The organism is Mesorhizobium sp. AA22, from assembly GCF_001672375.2.
Taxonomy (GTDB): Bacteria; Pseudomonadota; Alphaproteobacteria; order Rhizobiales; family Rhizobiaceae; genus Mesorhizobium; species Mesorhizobium wenxiniae.
In genome coordinates, this window is the sequence record NZ_CP048406.1 from 2,308,847 (window position 1) to 2,326,792 (window position 17,946).

Here is a 17,946-nt window from a genome sequence, read left to right on the forward strand (position 1 = left end):
GGGCATAGGTCCGTTCCGCATCAGCAAACAGAATACACGTACTAGAGTAATCCGAAGCGAAGCAGATGTACGATGGCAACATTCTAGATACGCGTTTCAGCGATTTTTTTGCAAATTGATTAAACAGTGCTCAACACGACTGGTTGAGAATGCCTTGCCTATGGGAGTTCAAGCTGATTAATGAGAGACCGTTCCGGATCAAGTTTGCGCACGACTTCAATCGCCACGCCTTTTCCTTGAACGATCCCCGCCTCAATGTCGGCCAAATAATGGACACCTGCCAGGAAGCGAGATCGTCCCGCTTGCTGAGCCATCAACTCGAGCGTGGCTGCCCTCTTGGGCAGGTAGGACGCGAGCACATGGGATGCTGCAGTCGAAATGACGGAGTGACCCGATGGGTAAGATGGGAAGTTGGGATTTGGAATTACTGGCTCTATTTTGCTGTAAACCTGAGACGGTCGCGGCACTCCGAACGTATATTTATCCCGCCAGCAGGCGATCACAGCGTCATTGACGGCTATCATCGTCGCCCCAACGATGAACAGCTTTTGACCGAGGTCGAGATCGCTGGCTTCCAACCCATCCAGCGCGATTTGAGCCCAATGTCCTGGCGGCGTAAAAGTGCCGATGCCGTCAGCCCAGTAGAGTACTTGCGCTCTTTCTGCCGGCGATAGATTGGAGACTGCATTCCACACCAGCTCGGCCTGGCGGTCGAGCCTCCCGTAAGCGTCGGGTTTCTTCGATTGAAACTTCTCTGGGTCTCCGATGAGAAGCGGGCGGACATTGCCCCAATCGGGCCGCAAGGGGTCTGATCCTCGATCAGGATACCACTGCCCTGAAGGCGGCGGGAGGCCGACGCCCCCGCCGCTCCGCTTCCACAGTCCGTCGAGGAGCCGTGCGACGTCTTTCAGGACTACGAGCATATCCGGCTCAACTTCTGGTCCGCCTGTCGCGCACGAAACCGCCAAGACCGGATAAGGCGCCCAGAGTAGCGTGCGGCTGGTCTGCTCTTGCGCCAATCCCAGGAAAAGATCGGGCACTATTCTCGCCGCTTCTTCAGACCCGAATTTCAACGCCGCATGCCGATATATCGCGTCGCTTCCGATGGCGAATGCCGCATAGAGACGACTCGCAAGGGGCGGGTCGAGCCGGTTGCGGGCAACGAACTGGAATACGGCGTTCCATCCGCATCGGTCGAGACGGGAATCCGCATGGACGGGGGCGATTGCTGCCACGATCGCGGCACACAGAACCCACAATCCAATAGCGGAGACAAGACAAAATCGTCGAACGCAGGACCGTCCAACTAGACTATTGCTGCCTCCCTTTGCAGCATCAGAGATGCTTCTTGGAATGGACATCTGCGTACCCATACCCGTTGAAGTATAGATAATCAACGAAAGCTTGGACTATCCGACTAGATTTGTCGACCGCCGCTGAGAGAAGCCCACTCCCGCAGACCTGTAGTCGGTTCTCCAAGGGCCGAAGAGACCGATTGTTGCTTTTCAGTGCGTAGAGTCCCCGTACGATCGGTGGTACCCTTCTCGGCTGTCAAGTTTGGGAGTGTGAGAATGTGACGGGCCTCAGGGAATGGTTGGTCTCGCTGCAGCTCGAGAATTATTGTGAGAAACTCGTCGAGCAGCGTGTGGATCTCGACGTGCTCTCAGACCTGACCGAAGCAGACCTCGCTGCCCTCGGCGTGCCGCTTGGCGATCGCAAGCGCATGATGCGGGGCATCCGGACGCTGCGTCAGCGCGAAGCGCCTGCACCTCTGCGTACGGCCGCATCACCAGAGCCTAGCGAATTTTCATGTGCTCGATCGGGACAACTCCTACTCTATCCAAAAGAGGAATTGCGTCAGCTGAGCTTGCTGTTTGCCGACCTCGTGGGCTCGACACAGCTGGCCAAGAACCTCGACCTCGAGAGCTACCGCGACGCGATCCGCAGTTATCATCTCTGTTGCTCCGATCTGGTTCGCACAAATTTCGGCTTCGTCGCACAATTCCGAGGCGATGGTGTGCTCGCCTACTTTGGCTACCCGACCGCCGAGGAGGATGACGCCGAGCGTGCAGTCGCAACCGGGCTGCAAATAATCCGGGACGTGGCGCGGCTCGAGCTTGCCGATCATGTGCCGCTCGCAGCCCATGTCGGCATCGCCACGGGGGAGGTGCTGGTGAGCGATCTCGTCGCGGGTCGGCTGACGATTAAGGACGCGGTTCTCGGCGACACGCCCAATCTTGCCGCTCGGCTCCAGGTTGTGGCGAAGCCGGGCCAAGTCATTGTTGCTGGAAGCACCCGGCGCCTGCTTGGTAACCAATTCGATTGTTCCTTCCTCGGCAATCGGCGGATCAAGGGATTCGATAAGCCGCAGGAGGTCTGGCTCGTCCGTGGAATGAAGGCGAGTACGTCACGTTTTGCCGCGCGGTCACAGGGCCGGATGACTCCGTTGGTTGGCCGGGAGGATGAACGCGAAATCCTACAGCACCGCTGGGACACGGCGCGCGCGGGCGAAGGACAGGTGGTGCTTATCTCCGGCGAGGCCGGGATCGGCAAATCGCGGCTGGGCGAGTGGCTGCACGACGCTATTGCCCCTGAGGCTCATTACCGCTTGAGCTATCAATGCTCGCCCAATCATAGCGGCAGCCCCCTCTTTCCAATCATGATGCAACTTGCTCAAGCCGCTGGGCTTGGCGAAGACGACAGCGTTGACGAGCGGCTCGACCAGCTTGAGCATCTCCTCGCGCAGGGGACCCAAGACGTCGTGAGTGTGGCGCCTCTGTTCGCACACTTGCTTTCGATCCCGTTCGAACACCGCTATGGGCCCCTTGATGAGCCGCCCGAAGCGATCAAGGAGCGTACGATGATGGCGCTGCTCGAACAACTTTTCGGGCTGGCGGCGCGTCAACCCGTCTTGATCTGCTTTGAGGACCTGCACTGGGTCGATCCCTCCACCGAGGAGCTGCTCGACGTGCTGGTCGATCGGATCGGTGGAAGCCCGGTCCTGCTCCTGTGCACATTCCGGGCGGGCTATGAGGCGCCCTGGATCGGCCGCGCCGGGGTGATGCACCTGGCGCTCTCGCGGCTCGACCCGAGGCGCTCGCTGGAGCTCGTCATGCGGATCGCCTCGCACGGGCAAATACCAAAGGGCCTGCTCGAACAGATTGTCGTCAGGACGGAGGGCGTGCCGCTCTTCCTTGAGGAGATGACCAAGTCGGTTATCGAGCATAGACAGCTTTCAGTTGACGGCGCTCCGTCGGAAGTCATGCTTCCCGCATCGCTCAAGGAGTTACTGATGGCCAAGCTCGACCGCCTGTCGAGCGCCCGGGAGGTTGTTCCGCTTTGCGCCGCGATTGGTAGGAGCTTCTCGTATCGGCTTCTGGTTGCAGTTTCGGAACTGTCGGAGAAGGCGCTCCGGCCGATCTTGGACCAGCTGATACAATCGCAGATCCTGTTGCGTCGGGGCGAGTACCCCGAGGCAACCTTCACCTTCCGCCACGGGCTAATCCAGGAGGCGGCCTACGAGACCATGCTGGCGAGCCGGGCGCGAAAACTGCATGCTCGGATCGCAGATGTGTTCAACACCCAATTTGCCGAGGTTGCGGAGGCGCGGCCTGAGGTTGTTGCTCAGCATCTGAGCCGCGCCGGTCGCGTCGCCGAGGCACGCGATCGATGGAGGGAGGCGGCCGTACTTTCGATCGCCCGCTCGGCCCACATCGAGGCCTGCGCCCACCTGAACCAGGCTCTGGCCGAGAATGCGAAACTGGCTGAGAATCCGGAGCGCACAGCGGCAGAGATTGCACTGCGCGAAATGAAGCGCGAGCCGATTGAACTCTGCGGCTGGGGGTCCGAAGATATCGAGCTGAACTTGCAGCGACTCTACGAGCTACGCGAGGAGCATGGGGACAGGGATGAACTGTTCTCGGTAATCTACGGCAGCTGCGGCACGCATTTGCTCGCCGGCCGCATCCGCGCGGCCGAGGCCGACGCCGATCGCATGGCTGCGCTTTCCAAAGAGACAGGGGATCCGGCCCACGACATTCTCACCGTCCATACTCGGGCTCTCCTGGCGTTCCTCTCCGGCCGCTTTGCGGTGGCGGTTGACGGCTTCGACCGCGAGCTCTCCGCTCTCCATCCTGAGTACGCCGCCCGGATCCGGCGCCACTACATCGCCGACCCCGCGATCGTGGCTCGGGTCATGCAGGCGTGGGCTCTGACGCTTTCAGGCGACGACGCAGGTGCAACTGCGCGCATAGCCGAGGCAGAGCGGCTGATCGGGATGCAAGGGCAGAGCTTCAGCCGAATCTACGGGCTGACGATCATCGCCTCTATCCGGCAGACCCGCGGCGAAGCCCGGGCGGCCCTAGAGTTGGCCACCGCCGCTTGGCAAATGGCGCATGAGGAGCGGGTGCCGTACTGGGAGGCCTGGGCTGACGTGGTGCGCGGATGGGCGATGACGGCGACCGGCGACGTTGATCAGGGGCTGGCCACGCTGCGCGACGGACTTGCGGCCTACGCCCGCACCGGCGCCCGTCAGATGCTTCCCTACGGCCGGACGCTCCTCGCCGACGCCTTCCTCAAGGCGGGGCGGATCCAGGATGGACTGGCGGTGATCGAACAGCTTGAGCAAGAGGACGCGGCCAACGAGGTCCGATTCTTCGACGCCGAGCGGTTGAGGGTAGCCGAGGCGCTGCGACCCGCGGCCGGCGCGTGAAACCATGGAAGAGGCCGCCAACTTGGCAGGTCGCGTTACTTGGTGTTGATCAGCGGCGGATTCTTGCAGCGGCCGAGACAGTAGTAGGGCGGCGCGGCCCCGGGCGGCAGGGTCTCTGGGGGATAGAACAAGAACATCATGTCGATGCAGGCTTCCGGGTCCGGCAGCAGAAGATGTCGGTAGTTGTCTCTCCAATCGCCATGATCGCGCATCATGACGCGCTCGTTCGGCTCAAAGAAGCCGTCATGATCGTGGTCTACCCACAGCCTTTCCACCTTGATCAGCACCCCCTTGGCCCAAAGCTTGTAGTTGAAAAGAGCCGCCGTGTGAGCGTTGACCGGAATGTCACCGCCGGGGAACACGTTGTTTGGATCCGCGGTGTTCTTTCCGAGCACTTGGAACACGTTGTCGCCGATCCCAACTTCGTATCTGAAACGGTCGATGTCGACGGTGCCGTTGGGCATCCCGATGGTGATCTGGGTCGTAACGTTGAGGTAACCGCCCTTGTCTTGATGGTCGAAGAAATAGCCGTCGATGTGACCACGCGCGTCTATGATGATCTTGAGGTCAGGCTCGAACATGCCGGCGGGCGACTTGGCTTCTGCGGCCTTGAGCAAGGCATGCCCGAATATGCCGCCGAGACCGGTGAGGCCCCGCGACATGTTCTCTCGGCTCCTCCCATCGCCTTGCCGGATCTGATCGATCAACTGTCCGATCGGGAGTTCCTCTATCAAGTCGTCGCGCATGCTCCTTAGGATTTGGCGAAGTTTTGTTTCGTCGTCGATTGCCAGCTGAAAACTGTACATGGGTAACGGCGTCGGCAGCTTCTCCGCCTGCGCGGCCTGACCGGCCTGCGGGGACATCGGCTCGACGTCCCCAGTCATCAGGCGGGTCGGTTCGTAATAGCCGTTCTGGGCCGCAACCGCCGAAGCAGCCAGCGCGGCCATAGTAGTCAGCCCGAGCAGGAGCAGCAGCTGGTTGGGCCACATGGTGTATCCTCCTAAAACCCATGGCAAAGAGAGAGAGACGCTAGCCCCGGGCAGGAAAGCACTCTTGCAAAGCGCTGGCCCCCTTCACGCAAGGCTCTAGCATAACAATTCAGGAAAGGAGGGTCAATTTTCACTGGATTCTTCTTTGTTTCCTGAAGACATTTGGCAAGACGTAGGGAGAATTTAAGCAAACAATCCTACAACTACAGGCGTAGTTGAACCCACAAGTGACCGTGGGAGCAGACGAAGCTCAGCAAAACGGACACTCGTTATCACACCCGACAGCCCGTAGGAGACGTTGATAGTCGGCCCTGAGGTCCGAGACGCGTCGGACGGGTGTGGCCGCCACCGCGGTGACCAAGATGAATTGGCATGGCTCTTCTCCCAGCCGTCTGCACTTAAAGCGAGCCGGTGAATTATAACGGTAAGCAGGGCCTCACTAATGTTTTGCCGGTCGGCGTTGCTGACTTTCATTCTCTCGAGGCAGTCGGCTCAAATAGCGCACCCCCAGGAGCCAGGCGTCCGCTTTCGGCAAGGGAATGAGGCTAGCAAGTCCAGGTTGGGTGAGTTCAAGCCGATGCACACGGCGGCCTAAAGGTCCGCTTCTGACATTCCCGGCCTGGAAGCTGCCGGTCCGGTGTCGACCCAGATCCGCCACGGCTTACGCCATGATGGCCAGAGCGTCCGCGAAGAAGCTTTCGCCGCCGAAATTTCCCGATTTAAGAGCCAACACCATGTCGCCGTGACGACCTCCAATACTGTGCAACACGGGCACGCCCGCAACGATTTCCTGCCCGAGGCCAAATGCGGGAATGGCAAGCCGGTCGACCACCGCGCCAGATGTCTCTCCGCCCGCGACGATCAGGCGGCGCACGCCCCGTTCCACCAGGCCTTCGGCAATCGCCGCAAGGGACTGCTCAATGACTTGGCCGACCGCATCGCGTCCGTAGCGGGTTTGCAGCCTAGATACATCATCCGGGTTCGAGCTGCTGGCGATGATGACGGCAGTTCGGGCCATCCGCTCGGCCGCCCAATCGAGGGCAAGCTTTGCCTCCTCCCGTCCGTTCATAAGCTTTTCCGGATCGAGCCGCAGGACGGGCATTGTCTGCTCGGCTTTGGCGATCTGTTTCAGGGTCGCCTGTGAGCAGCTTCCGGCAAGAACAGCTGCTGGTCCCGCGACCGGCTTGCCGTAAACAGCAGTCCTCTCGTGGCGACGTACGGTGCCCGCTGCAATCAGGCCGCGCGCAAGACCCAATCCCAAACCCGAGGCTCCGATCGACAATCGCTGACGAAGTGCCGCCGCACCAATTGCTTCGAGGTCGCTCTCGAACACGGCATCGGTGATGGCTGCTCCGCTCCCATCAGAAGCCAGCTGTGCCAGCCGCTCGACGATCGCCTCCGCGCCACGCGCAACGATTGAGAGATCGACGAGTCCAACCGCCACAGCACTCTGTCGAGCTAGAACGCGGACCAGATTGGCATCGTGCATGGGGTTGAGCGGATGATCCTTAAGGGGGCTTTCGTTGAGCGGCGCCGCGCCGACGAAGAGATTGCCCTGATAAACGGTGCGACCGGTCTGCGGAAAGGCCGGCGTCACCAGCACCGTTGTTTCACCGGCATCGGCGCGCAGGGAATCGAGCACCGGGCCGATATTGCCCTTGTCAGTCGAATCGAAGGTGGAACAGATCTTGTACATGACATGATCGGCGCCGCGCTCGCGCAGCCAGCGATCAGAGGCACGGGCACGTTCGACCGCCTCAGATGCGGCGATCGACCGGATTTTCAGCGAAACGACGATCGCATCGACTTCGGGCAAAGCCAGGTCGTCCGTGGGAATTCCGATGGTCTGGATCGTACGCAGACCCTCTTTGGCCAGCGTGTTCGCCAGGTCCGAGGCACCGGTGTAATCGTCCGCGATGCAGCCGAGCGAGAGCGTCATGGTAGAACTCCACGCTTGGCACCGGAAATTGGGCGCTGGCGCTCGCCGGTATAGGCAGCGAGCCAGCTGAGCCCGTCGAGCGTCTTGCTCCTCGGCCGGTATTCGCAGCCGACAAAGCCGGCATATCCTAGCCGGTCCAGCTCGTCGAAAATGAAATGATCATCGAGTTCCCCGGTCGCCGGTTCATGCCGCGAAGGCACGCTGGCGATCTGGATGTGACCAATGAGCGGCATCAGCCGGCGAAGCGCCATGGTGACGTCACCATGCATGATCTGGCGATGGTAGATGTCGAATTGCAGCTTGAGATTGGGTAGCGCCAGGTCGCGGACGAGAGCTTCAGCGAAGCCGAAGTCGTTGAGGAAGTAACCCGGCATGTCACGGCCGTTGATCGGCTCGATCAAGAGATCGATGCCTCGGTCGGCAAGTTTCCCGGCCGTCCAGACGATGGCCTTCCGGTAGGCCTCGACAGCTTCCTTGTCGTCGCGAGAGGCAATCCCCGACATGAGATGGAGGCGCTTGACGCCGGTCGCCTCTGCGTAGGAGAGCGCTGTTTCAACGCCGACCTGAAGCTCGTCGAACCGTTCTGCCAGGGAGGCCAGTCCACGCTCACCGGCAGCCCAGTTACCGGGCGGCAGGTTGAACAGGACCTGGCTAAGACCGTTCTTTGCGAGGCGTTCCGCGATCGCATCGGGTCTATGCTCGTAAGGGAAAAGGAACTCGACCGCTTCAAAGCCGGCAGCGGCGGCGGCAGCGAACCGGTCGAGGAACGGCCATTCGTTGAACATCATGGTGAGATTGGCGGCGAAGCGGGGCATGGCTGGGTCCGGTCCTGGTCAGGTTTGCGGTTCGCCGGGCAAGTCGGTGCCCGTGATCTTTGCGTAGAGTCGGGCGACCGACGCATCGTCATCGCGCCCCATCCCGGCCGCCGAGGTCATCAGGAACATCTGCAGCGCTACGGCCGCGACCGGCACGGGGAACTTGGCGCTGCGCGCCATATCCTGGATTATACCGAGATCCTTGACGAAAATGTCGACGGCGCTGCGTGGGGCATAGTCGCCGTCGAGCACGTGCGGAATCCGGTTCTCGAACATCCATGAGTTGCCGGCCGAGGCGGTGATGACCTCGTAGACCTTGCGAATATCGAGCCCTTGCCGTGCGGCCAAGGCGATGGCTTCGCTCGCTGCCGCGATATGCACACCGGCGAGCAACTGGTTTATCATCTTGAATGCGGCGCCGACGCCCGGTTCATCTCCAAGTTCATAAAGGCTGGTTGCCATCGCGTCGAGTGCGGGCCGCGCCCTGGCAAAGGCGGCGGCGCTGCCGGAGGCCAGAATGGTGAGGGCGCCTTCCGCCGCGCGGACCGACCCGCCACTGATTGGCGCGTCGAGATAGAGCCGTCCGGTGGTTTCCAGCCGGGCGGCCAGATTTCGTACAACGTCAGGATCCATGGTGGCTGAGGAGACGAACACCGCGCCATCTGGCAGGGTTTCGGCCACTCCATCGGCACCAAAGAGGATCGCTTCGGTCTGCGCCGCGTTGACCACGACAGAAACCACGAGGTCCGCGGCCTGGGCGGCCTGGGCGGGAGTTTGTGCCCCCCGCCCGCCGTTAGCGACAAGGCGCGCCACCATCTGCTCGTTGACGTCGAAGCCCGTCACCTCGAACCCGGCGCGGTGAAGCGATGCCGCCATCCCAAATCCCATCGAACCGAGGCCAATAACCGCGACCCGTGGCGCGGCTGCAGCTGGGATATCCTTCTGCTTGTCGGTGGTGGTCATAATGGAAACTCCCTGCATGAGGCGGTTCGGCTAGCGGTTGACCAGTTTGGGTGGGACCGTCAGAACCAGGATCGCGCCGACCACTAGAATTGCGGCCAGCGCGTACATGCCGACCTGGCTCGTTCCTGTCAGATCCTTGAGATAGCATCTGTTTCCTCCCATAACGTAGGGTGGTTTCTCAGGGTCTCACGCCCCGGCTGAATTTGGCAGCGCTTGCATAGCCCGATAGCATGAGAATGGCAGCGCTGCCAACGAAAAGTGGCAGCGCTGCCAATTTCTGTTGAGTGCGCCGCCTGAATGTGACAAAAGAAGCGTGAGGAATTGGAGTCGTACCAACGCATCGAGCTGAGAAACTGGAATGCAGAGCGAAGCAGAAGAAGGTACGCAAACCGGCGCGACGATAACCCTCACCGACGTCGCGCGCGCGGCTGGCGTCGGCGAAAGCACCGCCTCGCGCGTGTTGCGCGGGCATGGTTCCTTCTCGACCAAGACACGCGAGAGTGTACTCACTGCCGCGCGGAGCCTCGGCTATGTGCCAAACCGGATCGCGGGAACCTTGGCCTCCATGGGGTCCAAGCTCGTCGGTGTCGTCATTCCTTCGCTAAGCAACATCGTCTTTCCGGATGTGCTGCGCGGCGCCAATACGGTACTGGTCGGCGCCGGCTTCCAACCTGTCGTCGCGGTGACCGACTACGATCCGGAGCGAGAGGAGAGCGTCATCGAGTCACTCCTCAGCTGGCGTCCAGCCGGGATTATGGTGGCGGGGCTCGAGCACACAGAGCGCACCGGAGTCATGCTGCGGAACGCCCGCATCAGAGTGGCCGAATTGCTTGATATCGATGGGGAGGGGATCGACATTGTGGTGGGCTTTTCCAACCGCAAGGCAGGCCGGGCAAGCGCTCAGCATTTGATGTCGCGCGGCTATCGGTGCATCGGCTATGTCGGCCACGACCTCAGCCTGGACCTCCGCGCGGCCAAGCGTTTCGCAGCGTTTCGCGCGGCCCTGGGCGAAGCTGGGCTGAGCATCATCGGAGAAGAAATCATCCGTGCCGCATCTTCGATCGAAGCCGGGCGCGACGGGCTGGCTCGATTGCTGGAGCGTTGTCCCGATCTGGATGCGGTTTACTTCTCCAACGACGACATGGCGATCGGCGGCTATTTCCACTCTCTCGCCCACGGCATCACCATACCGGACCGGCTGGCGATCTTCGGCTACAACGGTCTCGATGTAGCCAGGAGTGCGCCGCAGCCACTTTCGACCATCCTGACGCCGCGCGTGACCGTCGGTGAGATCGGAGCACGGCTCGTCTGCTCCGACGGACCATCCGCAGTGGTCGATATCGGGTTCGAGCTGATTGAAGGAGCGACGACGTGACTGAAACCAAGCTGAGGGACGATATCTGCCGCTTCGGACGTTCGTTGTTCGAGCGCGGGCTGACGCCGGGATCATCAGGCAATATCAGCCTGCGGCTCGATGATGGCGGCTGGCTGGTCACACCCACCAATGCCTCGCTGGGATTCCTGGATCCTGGCCGAATTTCACGCCTTGATGCGCAAGGCCGGCTGACCTCTGGCGATGCGCCGACCAAGGAAATTCCATTGCATACTGCGCTCTATCAGACGAGGGCAGAGGCGCGCGCCATCGTGCACCTGCACTCGACCCACGCAGTCGCCCTTTCCATGCTGCCGGAAATAGATTCCAAGGCGGTGCTGCCGCCGATGACGCCCTACTACCTTATGCGCGCCGGACAAACCGCGCTGGTGTCCTATCATCGCCCAGGCGACCCGGCGGTTGTCGCTGCGATCAAGGGCCTCGCCGGGCGCTACTCCTCAGTGCTGCTGGCAAACCACGGTCCTGTGGTCGCGGGCGAAACGCTCGAGGCCGCCGTATTCGCTACCGAGGAGCTGGAAGAAACCGCAAAGCTCTATCTGCTGTTGCGCGGCCTCAATCCCCGCCACCTGTCGCCGGAACAGGTCGCCGATTTGGTGCGGGTTTTCGGGATATCCTTGCCGGAGCAAGACGGGCACCACCATTAGGACACCCTAACCGGAACAGGCTCATTCCTGCTTGCGAACAGGCCCATACATCCTGTTGATTGTTAGCGCACGATTTCGCGATGGCCGCCGGGCAGGCGCGTGGCGATGAGCTTGTCGATGCGGCGGCCGTCGAGGTCGACGACCTCGAAGCGCCAGCCCTGCGCGTCCACGCATTCGCCGGTCGTCGGCAGATGGTGCAGGTGCGACAGCACGTAACCGGCGACAGTCTCGTAGTCGCGGTTCTCGGGCAGGTCGATGCCGAGAACGTCCGCCATCTCGTCGGCCTGCATGTAGCCGGCGAGCAGCCACGAGCCGTCCTCGCGCTTGACGGCGTTTTCCTCGTCGCCGGCGTCGAGGTCCGCCCGGAAGACGCCGGTGATGGCTTCCAGTATGTCCGCCGGGGTGACAATGCCTTCGAAATGGCCGTATTCGTCATGGACCAGCGCCATCGGCACGTTGGATTCCTTGAGTGTCGAAAGGACATCCAGCGCGTCGGCCTGGTCATGGACGATGGGAGCGGTGCGCACGTGCCGGCGCGGGTCGAGTGCGCGACCGCCAAGCATCGCGGCCAGCACGTCGCGGGTCTGGACGACGCCGATCATGGCGTCGACACTGCCATCGCCGGCTGGCAGGCGCGAATGCTGGGTCTCCATCAAGAGCTTGCGGATCGCCACGTCATCGGACTGCAGGTTGATCCAGTCGACCTCGGTGCGCGGCGTCATCACCGCGCGGACGGCGCGGTCGCCGAGCCGCATGACGCCGGCGATCATGCGCCGCTCGTCGGATTCGATGGTGCCGTGATGCTCGGCCTCGGCGACCAGCATCTTGATCTCCTCGTCGGTGACCTTCTCCTCGCTTTCACCGCGTTGGCCAAGCAGCCAGAGCATAGCGCGGCCGGAAATGTCGAGCAGGAAGACCAGCGGCGCCGAGACGGTGGCAAGGATGGTCATCGCCGGAGCAACCCTGGCGGCGACGCGTTCGGGATCGCGCAGCGCGATCTGCTTGGGCACCAGTTCGCCGATGATGAGCGAGAAGTAGGTGATGAGGGCGACGACGATGCCGACGCCGATCGGGTCGGCAAGGCTTTCGCGGATGCCCGTCGATGCCAGGAACACGGACAGCCGCTCACCGAGCGTGGCGCCGGAAAAGGCGCCTGACAAAACACCGACCAGGGTGATGCCGATCTGCACGGACGACAGGAATTTACCTGGATTGGAGCCGAGCGCCAAGGCGCGTCCGGCACCCGTCACGTTGCGGTCGATCATCGCCATGAGGCGGGCAGGCCGTGACGAGACGATGGCAAGCTCGGACATTGCCAGAAGGCCGTTCACGCAGATGAGGACGACCACGATAGCGATTTCAGCGTAAAGCATGAGGGGTCAATAGCATTGCGGTGAGGTCTTCGAAAATAGATGGACGTCATTTTTCATGGCGGCGGGCGCAACCATCTCACACGGCATCCCATGGTGGCGACGAAAAATGCTCGATCAGGGCGACGTGAGCCGGAGGCCAGCGGCTCGTCTTGCGCCTACGGCAACTGCAGCAGCACGCCCACTACCGCCTTGCCGTCGGTGAAATAGGGATCACCGCCGCCATTGCGCCCGGTCTTTGTCGCACCGATGCCTGATATCTCGCTGGTCGAGATCAGCATGCCTGCGGCAGAAAGGTCGCGGATCAGGAAGTCGCGCTCGGCGTCGATGTCGGGACCGATATGGTGGGTGATCGCGCCGGTGTCGTGGCTGAGGCCGACGCCGCGATCGAAGCTTGCTGCACCCAGCCAGAGCGGCCGGCCATCGTCTCCGGTCGCATCTGTCTGCCAGAAGCGGACGTGATGACGCCGGTCGGCACTGTCGCCGACCGGCTTCTCGAAGGCGAGATCCTGTGCACGGCCTTCAAATAACAACCGGCTGACCGGCGCGTCGGGATAGGGCCGATCGAACAGCACGCTTTCGCCGATCTCGATCGCGGTCTTCAGCGTGAGGGCGTCGGCCGTGTCCCATCCGGCGACCGCGAAGGCGTGGACCAGCTCTTTTTTGGTACCGACGAGGCCGACATTGATCGGATCGCCCGCAATGCCCTGCGGCGTGTGCGTCACCATCTCGAAGCGCTGCGTTCGGAAGTTGCGGTCCCGCAGGGTCCAGAATTCCGGTGCGGCGAAATAGGCGATCACGAGATAGCCGGCACAGAACGCCACCAGCCAGATCGTTGCGCGTCGTCGAAGGCTTCGTCGGCTCACGAGATACCACCCAGGCGATACGGCATCACCTTATGCGGCGTCATTCTACGCGGCGGCGCAGAACTTGGGCAGTGGGCATCGCTTGGGCTCAGCGGCAGGCGCGGTAGCCGTTCTTGCGGTTCTTGATGTCGAAATGGAAATGGTTGCGGTGATCGTAATTGTAGCCGGGGCCGAGCACAGTGGTGAAATACTCACAGCCGTCGGCGCGCACAGTGTTGAGGAAGCCGCGCGTGCGGAAGGCGAATAGGCCGGGCTTGCGCACGTCGATATCTTTGCCATTGCCGAGCTCGATGCTCATGACGTCGAGGGCGTTGCCCTTGCCGTGTTCCGACAGCACGCCTTCGCCGGCGATCCTGCGGCAGGAATAGCTCGAGCCCTGGCGAATGGTCTTGACGCCGGAGAAATAACGCCAGCGGGCGGAGGGCACGAGTTCATTCCTGGTCCAGCCGGCGAAGGTGGCGGCCATGTCGCAGGTCAGTGTCGCGGCCGGCTTCATCCCGATGCTGCCGATAGCCGAGACCTTGACTGGATAGTCGATGCCGCACTGGCCTTCGCGGATCGGCGCAAGGTCGGTGTAGACGACGCCCAGGCGCTTCAATTCCTTGCGGCAGTCGACCTCGCTGGCCGGCATCTGTTCGGTTGGCGCCATCGGCTCGTCCATGCGCGGATAGGCGGCGGTCATGTATGGGTTGGAGGGGACGAGGCGCTGCATGCCCGCGTAGTTCGGAACGGCTGATGTCTGGCTTCCGACATCGACGGCTGGTTCCAGCGAAAGTACGCTGCCGGTGGTGCATGCCGAGATCGCTGCGATGGCAAGCGCGCCGGGAATCATGCGCGCGCGTCTGGTTTGCCGCACGGCGACAAGCGCGGCGCGAAATATCCCGGCCATCGACAAGATCCCTGTCCCCGAGCCTGGTCCCGATCAGGCTCTGTCTCGTTGTTTGATCATGATCTTTCTCCGAAAACCGGATCCCACTTTTCGGGCTCATGATCAGATGAGACAGAGCTTAACCGCCAAGAGTAAAGGAAAAATCAGCGGCCGCGTTTACGGCTGCGGCCAAATTGCGGCGCGCATGTCGGTCGTCACTGGCAGAAGGTGCCGCCGTTGCGGCGCGGTGCAAGATCGAGATGGAGATGCTGCGAATGATCCGTATCGCTGCCCGGGCCGAGCACGGTCTTGAACGGTCCGCAGGCTGCCTTGCGCACCGCGTTCAGGAATTTCGCGTCTTTTTCCGGCGGCACTGGGCCGACGTCGATCCTTCTCCCGTTCGACAAGGTGAAGCTCGCGATATCAAGCGCATTGCCGAAAGCGTGCTCGGACAGTTTCCCTCCGCCGTGGCGCGGCCGGCAGACATAGGCGGATGCCTGGCCGACCGACTTGAGATTGGCGCCGAGTTCGGCCTTGGCCGCCGGCTGGATGGTATTGGCAGCGAAGCGCGCGGCGGCCTCGGCCATCTGGCAGTTCAGCTCGGTTTCGGGGTGGATATCCAATGACTTGCCCAGCGTCTTCAGCGCGATCGGATAGGGGATAGAGCAGCCGACCGCCGCATCGTGCTCGGCCTTGCGTTCCTCGAAGTCGACACCCATCGACTTCAGCCGCCTCCGGCAAGCAAGTTCCTCGTCCGGCATATTTTCCTGCGGCACAGAGGCCGAGCGCGGGTCGGGAGGGATTTCTTTCTCCTGCGCTTGCGCCGGCTTCTCCGGTGGTTTCGTGGTGGCGGCCGGTGGTTCGGCCTCGGCGGGCTTTTCGCTCGGCGTTGGAGCGATTGCCGGCGGCTCCGGCCGGGCTTCCTTATGCTGGTCCGACGTCTGCTGGTCCATTTTGTCGGTCGCAGGTTGATCAGGCTTTGGCCCATCCGCAGGGCGCGGTTCGGGGATCGGCACGTCGGCAGGCGCGGCTTCTTGCGCTGGTTGCGGCTGATTGAGCTCCGGGACAGGCACGGCTTCAGGCAATTCCGGAGCTTGGGCCAGGGCCGATCCTGCGGACAGCATCGCCGCCGCCAAAGGTAGCGCCAATCTGTTCAATCCGGCCAATCTGATCAATGTGGCCAATCTGATCAATGTGGGAGGGGTCAGCGCCGCCATTCGCCGTTAACGGTGAGCGAATGCGGAAGTTGCCTGAACGAGGGTTTTGGCCGATCACGAACGGTAACCCCGGTGTTACGCACCGATCGCTTCCAGCCCTTCCTCCAGCCAGTCGGCCAAGAGCGGCATGCCGAGCAGATATTTCGCCGTCCGCTTGTTGGCGCGCTCGCGCGCGGCCGCCAGCGCGTCGGCCCATTCCGAAGCGTCATAGTCGCCGCGTCCAACCCAGGCCAGGGCGACCAGTTCGGCCGCCTCGTCGACATTGAGGTCGTTGATCAGTTCGCGCAATTCTTCTTCGGTGAGGTTTTCGGAACTTTCCTCGACGAGACCGTCATGATGATGATTGTCATGCGCCTCGCCGTCGAGTTCGACCTCGTGCTCGGCGCCATCGGCATAGTCTTCGTTGACGGCGGCGCTCAGCGCCTTCGCCTTGAGGATGAACAGGCGCACGGTGTCGGGACCGATCGAAAGCTCCCATTCCTTTTCAAGGCGCCGCTGCACTGGCTTTCTCCGCATACTCCGTTGCCGTTTGCTGGATGATAGCGAATTTGCAGCGCTCGTCACGTCATGTTCGGCACTTCTATTTTCCGACTGGCGCGGACCGTTCAAAAAGCGTTCAATGGCCATGACTTTTTTCCGGGATGAAACGGCTTTTGCCCGGCGTTAGTCTTGCATTGTCATTCTTCAAGGAGGGTTCGATGCGCAGACGATTGCTGATCCAGGTTCTGGCGGTTGCCGCCCTGCCGCTATTTGCCGTTCCGGTGTTTTCGGCCGGTGAAGGTGGAGGCGGTGGTGGTGGCGGCCAGACGACACAGTGCAAGAAAGGCATGGTCTGGGACAAGAAGCTGAAGAAATGCGTTGCGCCCAAGCAAGGCATGCTGGACGACGACAACATCTATGAAGCCGGCCGCGCGCTGGCGATGGCCGGACGTTATGACGAGGCGATCGCCGTGCTCAGCCTGGCTGCGGACAAGAAAGACCCTCGCATCCTCAACTACCTCGGCTATTCGCACCGCCATTCAGGACGCGTCACCGTCGGTCTCGGCTATTACGAGGAAGCGCTGCGCATCGATCCGAACTATACGCTGGTACGTGAATATCTCGGCGAGGCGCATCTGCAGATCGGCGATCTCGCCGGCGCCCAGGAACAGCTCCGCGAGATCGAGAAGCGCACCGGCAAGGGATCTCGTGAGTACGGCATGCTGTCTGAGCAGATAGACCGTTTCATGAAGAGCTGATTCGAAGCCCAAAACGCTCCTCACTCCGGCTGTGAGCAATCGCAGCCGGTTTTTTTACCGCTCGCCCGGCCAGCCGTGCTGCCGTGACGGCATTTCAAAAAAATGGCGGGTGAATTTTTCAAAACCGATTTTTTGGCGTGAAAAACCCACGAGGATTGCTATATTGGGGGAAATTGCGGTGAGACGGTTCCGTTAGCCCGAGGCTGCCGGACCGTTTTCTTTTTGTACCCATCGACAAGGTCGCTCCCGGAATGCGGGGGCGGCGGCAGGAAAGGTCAGGCATCATGAATAAGGTCCCGATGACAGGCGAGGGGTTCGCGTCATTGAAGGAAGAACTGCGCTGGCGCCAGCAGGAAGAGCGGCCGCGCATCATCGAAGCGATCTCCGAAGCGCGCTCGCATGGCGATCTTTCCGAAAATGCCGAGTACCACGCGGCGAAAGAGGCGCAAAGCCTCAATGAGGGTCGCGTCAACGAGCTCGAGGACTTCATCGCCCGTGCCGAGGTGATCGACGTCACCAAGCTCAGCGGCGAAAAGGTCAAGTTCGGCGCGACCGTGGTGCTGGTCGACGAGGACACGGAAGAGAAGAAGACCTACCAGATCGTCGGCGACCAGGAAGCGGATGTGAAGTCCGGCCGCATCTCGATCTCCTCGCCGATCGCGCGGGCGCTGATCGGCAAGGAAGTCGGCGATGCGATCGAGGTCAACGCGCCAGGCGGTGCGCGGGGCTATGAGATCGTCCAGGTGCAGTTCATCTAGGGGTAGAGCGGGCAGGGTTTGTTCCTGAATCGCACTGTTTTAGCCCGAGGTTTCCGCTGCCGCTCATCGCCCTGCCGGGCACTTCTCCCCGTATAGTGACGGGGAGAAGTGGGGCTGGACGCGAACTCGGCGCCTGTCCTGCAACGCTGATAATTGGCGAACCCCGTCGGTTACG

16 protein-coding genes are annotated in these 17,946 nt (G+C 61.8%); 6 read left to right on the forward strand and 10 right to left on the reverse strand.

The window, feature by feature from the left end; genetic code table 11:
* Positions 1–158: 158 nt before the first annotated feature.
* Positions 159–1,235: a vanadium-dependent haloperoxidase gene (locus A9K68_RS11355; RefSeq protein WP_163603009.1), complete on the reverse strand. Its 1,077-nt coding sequence runs from the start codon at positions 1,233–1,235 to the stop codon at positions 159–161.
* A gap of 338 nt (positions 1,236–1,573) precedes the next feature.
* On the opposite strand from A9K68_RS11355, the gene A9K68_RS11360 reads away from it, so the two are divergent.
* Positions 1,574–4,711: an AAA family ATPase gene (locus A9K68_RS11360; protein ID WP_082982759.1), complete on the forward strand. Its 3,138-nt coding sequence runs from the start codon at positions 1,574–1,576 to the stop codon at positions 4,709–4,711.
* A 35-nt stretch (positions 4,712–4,746) separates the two neighbouring features.
* On the opposite strand, the gene A9K68_RS11365 is transcribed toward A9K68_RS11360, so the two are convergent.
* The 4 genes from A9K68_RS11365 to ltnD all read right to left on the reverse strand — a co-directional run bounded on the left by A9K68_RS11365 (position 4,747) and on the right by ltnD (position 9,417).
* Positions 4,747–5,658 (reverse strand): hypothetical protein, encoded by a 912-nt coding sequence (locus tag A9K68_RS11365; protein WP_156768564.1) that lies wholly within the window; start codon positions 5,656–5,658, stop codon positions 4,747–4,749.
* 703 nt (positions 5,659–6,361) lie between these two features.
* Positions 6,362–7,639 (reverse strand): 3-oxo-tetronate kinase, encoded by a 1,278-nt coding sequence (otnK, locus tag A9K68_RS11370; RefSeq protein WP_065011998.1) that lies wholly within the window; start codon positions 7,637–7,639, stop codon positions 6,362–6,364.
* Positions 7,636–8,454: a 2-oxo-tetronate isomerase gene (gene otnI, locus A9K68_RS11375; RefSeq protein ID WP_065011999.1), complete on the reverse strand. Its 819-nt coding sequence runs from the start codon at positions 8,452–8,454 to the stop codon at positions 7,636–7,638. Before otnI ends, otnK begins: the two co-directional genes overlap by 4 nt.
* Positions 8,455–8,472: 18 nt before the next feature.
* Positions 8,473–9,417: an L-threonate dehydrogenase gene (ltnD, locus tag A9K68_RS11380; RefSeq protein ID WP_065012000.1), complete on the reverse strand. Its 945-nt coding sequence runs from the start codon at positions 9,415–9,417 to the stop codon at positions 8,473–8,475.
* Positions 9,418–9,775: 358 nt separating this feature from the next.
* On the opposite strand from ltnD, the gene A9K68_RS11385 reads away from it, so the two are divergent.
* Together A9K68_RS11385 and A9K68_RS11390 are read left to right on the forward strand one after the other, a co-directional pair.
* A complete protein-coding gene (locus tag A9K68_RS11385; protein ID WP_065012001.1) occupies positions 9,776–10,792 on the forward strand; it encodes a LacI family DNA-binding transcriptional regulator in 1,017 nt (338 codons plus the stop codon).
* Positions 10,789–11,454 carry an aldolase gene (locus A9K68_RS11390; protein WP_065012002.1) on the forward strand — a complete coding sequence of 222 codons (666 nt, stop codon included), beginning with the start codon at positions 10,789–10,791 and terminating at the stop codon, positions 11,452–11,454. The genes A9K68_RS11385 and A9K68_RS11390 overlap by 4 nt, the downstream gene beginning before the upstream one ends.
* A 62-nt stretch (positions 11,455–11,516) precedes the next feature.
* On the opposite strand, the gene A9K68_RS11395 is transcribed toward A9K68_RS11390, so the two are convergent.
* The 4 genes from A9K68_RS11395 to A9K68_RS11410 form a co-directional block, all read right to left on the reverse strand.
* Positions 11,517–12,827 (reverse strand): hemolysin family protein, encoded by a 1,311-nt coding sequence (locus A9K68_RS11395; RefSeq protein ID WP_065012003.1) that lies wholly within the window; start codon positions 12,825–12,827, stop codon positions 11,517–11,519.
* Between the two features lie 155 nt (positions 12,828–12,982).
* Positions 12,983–13,690 carry an LssY C-terminal domain-containing protein gene (locus tag A9K68_RS11400; protein WP_065012004.1) on the reverse strand — a complete coding sequence of 236 codons (708 nt, stop codon included), beginning with the start codon at positions 13,688–13,690 and terminating at the stop codon, positions 12,983–12,985.
* A gap of 88 nt (positions 13,691–13,778) precedes the next feature.
* Positions 13,779–14,579: an extensin family protein gene (locus tag A9K68_RS11405; protein WP_065012005.1), complete on the reverse strand. Its 801-nt coding sequence runs from the start codon at positions 14,577–14,579 to the stop codon at positions 13,779–13,781.
* A 194-nt stretch (positions 14,580–14,773) separates the two neighbouring features.
* On the reverse strand, positions 14,774–15,682 hold the full coding sequence (locus tag A9K68_RS11410) for an extensin family protein (protein ID WP_163603107.1): 909 nt from the start codon (positions 15,680–15,682) through the stop codon (positions 14,774–14,776).
* Here A9K68_RS11410 and A9K68_RS31690 point away from each other — a divergent pair.
* Positions 15,612–15,785: a hypothetical protein gene (locus A9K68_RS31690; RefSeq protein WP_163602972.1), complete on the forward strand. Its 174-nt coding sequence runs from the start codon at positions 15,612–15,614 to the stop codon at positions 15,783–15,785. The genes A9K68_RS11410 and A9K68_RS31690 overlap by 71 nt on opposite strands.
* A 65-nt stretch (positions 15,786–15,850) precedes the next feature.
* Here the strand turns inward: A9K68_RS31690 and A9K68_RS11420 are convergent, their stop codons facing one another.
* Positions 15,851–16,276 (reverse strand): DUF3775 domain-containing protein, encoded by a 426-nt coding sequence (locus tag A9K68_RS11420; RefSeq protein ID WP_029350061.1) that lies wholly within the window; start codon positions 16,274–16,276, stop codon positions 15,851–15,853.
* A 197-nt stretch (positions 16,277–16,473) separates the two neighbouring features.
* On the opposite strand from A9K68_RS11420, the gene A9K68_RS11425 reads away from it, so the two are divergent.
* Together A9K68_RS11425 and greA are read left to right on the forward strand one after the other, a co-directional pair.
* Positions 16,474–17,013, forward strand: coding sequence for a tetratricopeptide repeat protein (locus A9K68_RS11425; protein WP_065012063.1), 540 nt, complete (start codon positions 16,474–16,476; stop codon positions 17,011–17,013).
* A gap of 284 nt (positions 17,014–17,297) precedes the next feature.
* Positions 17,298–17,771, forward strand: coding sequence for a transcription elongation factor GreA (gene greA, locus A9K68_RS11430; protein WP_065012064.1), 474 nt, complete (start codon positions 17,298–17,300; stop codon positions 17,769–17,771).
* The last annotated feature ends 175 nt before the right edge of the window (positions 17,772–17,946 follow it).

Coding starts and splice junctions, on each gene's coding strand:
- A9K68_RS11365 (WP_156768564.1), bottom strand. CDS start 5,658: ATGGCCGCGCTGGCTGCTTCGGCGGTTGCGGCCCAGAACGGCTATTAC.
- otnK (WP_065011998.1), bottom strand. CDS start 7,639: ATGACGCTCTCGCTCGGCTGCATCGCGGACGATTACACCGGTGCCTCG.
- otnI (WP_065011999.1), bottom strand. CDS start 8,454: ATGCCCCGCTTCGCCGCCAATCTCACCATGATGTTCAACGAATGGCCG.
- ltnD (WP_065012000.1), bottom strand. CDS start 9,417: ATGACCACCACCGACAAGCAGAAGGATATCCCAGCTGCAGCCGCGCCA.
- A9K68_RS11385 (WP_065012001.1), top strand. CDS start 9,776: ATGCAGAGCGAAGCAGAAGAAGGTACGCAAACCGGCGCGACGATAACC.
- A9K68_RS11395 (WP_065012003.1), bottom strand. CDS start 12,827: ATGCTTTACGCTGAAATCGCTATCGTGGTCGTCCTCATCTGCGTGAAC.
- A9K68_RS11405 (WP_065012005.1), bottom strand. CDS start 14,579: ATGGCCGGGATATTTCGCGCCGCGCTTGTCGCCGTGCGGCAAACCAGA.
- A9K68_RS11410 (WP_163603107.1), bottom strand. CDS start 15,682: ATGCTGTCCGCAGGATCGGCCCTGGCCCAAGCTCCGGAATTGCCTGAA.
- A9K68_RS11425 (WP_065012063.1), top strand. CDS start 16,474: ATGCGCAGACGATTGCTGATCCAGGTTCTGGCGGTTGCCGCCCTGCCG.
- greA (WP_065012064.1), top strand. CDS start 17,298: ATGAATAAGGTCCCGATGACAGGCGAGGGGTTCGCGTCATTGAAGGAA.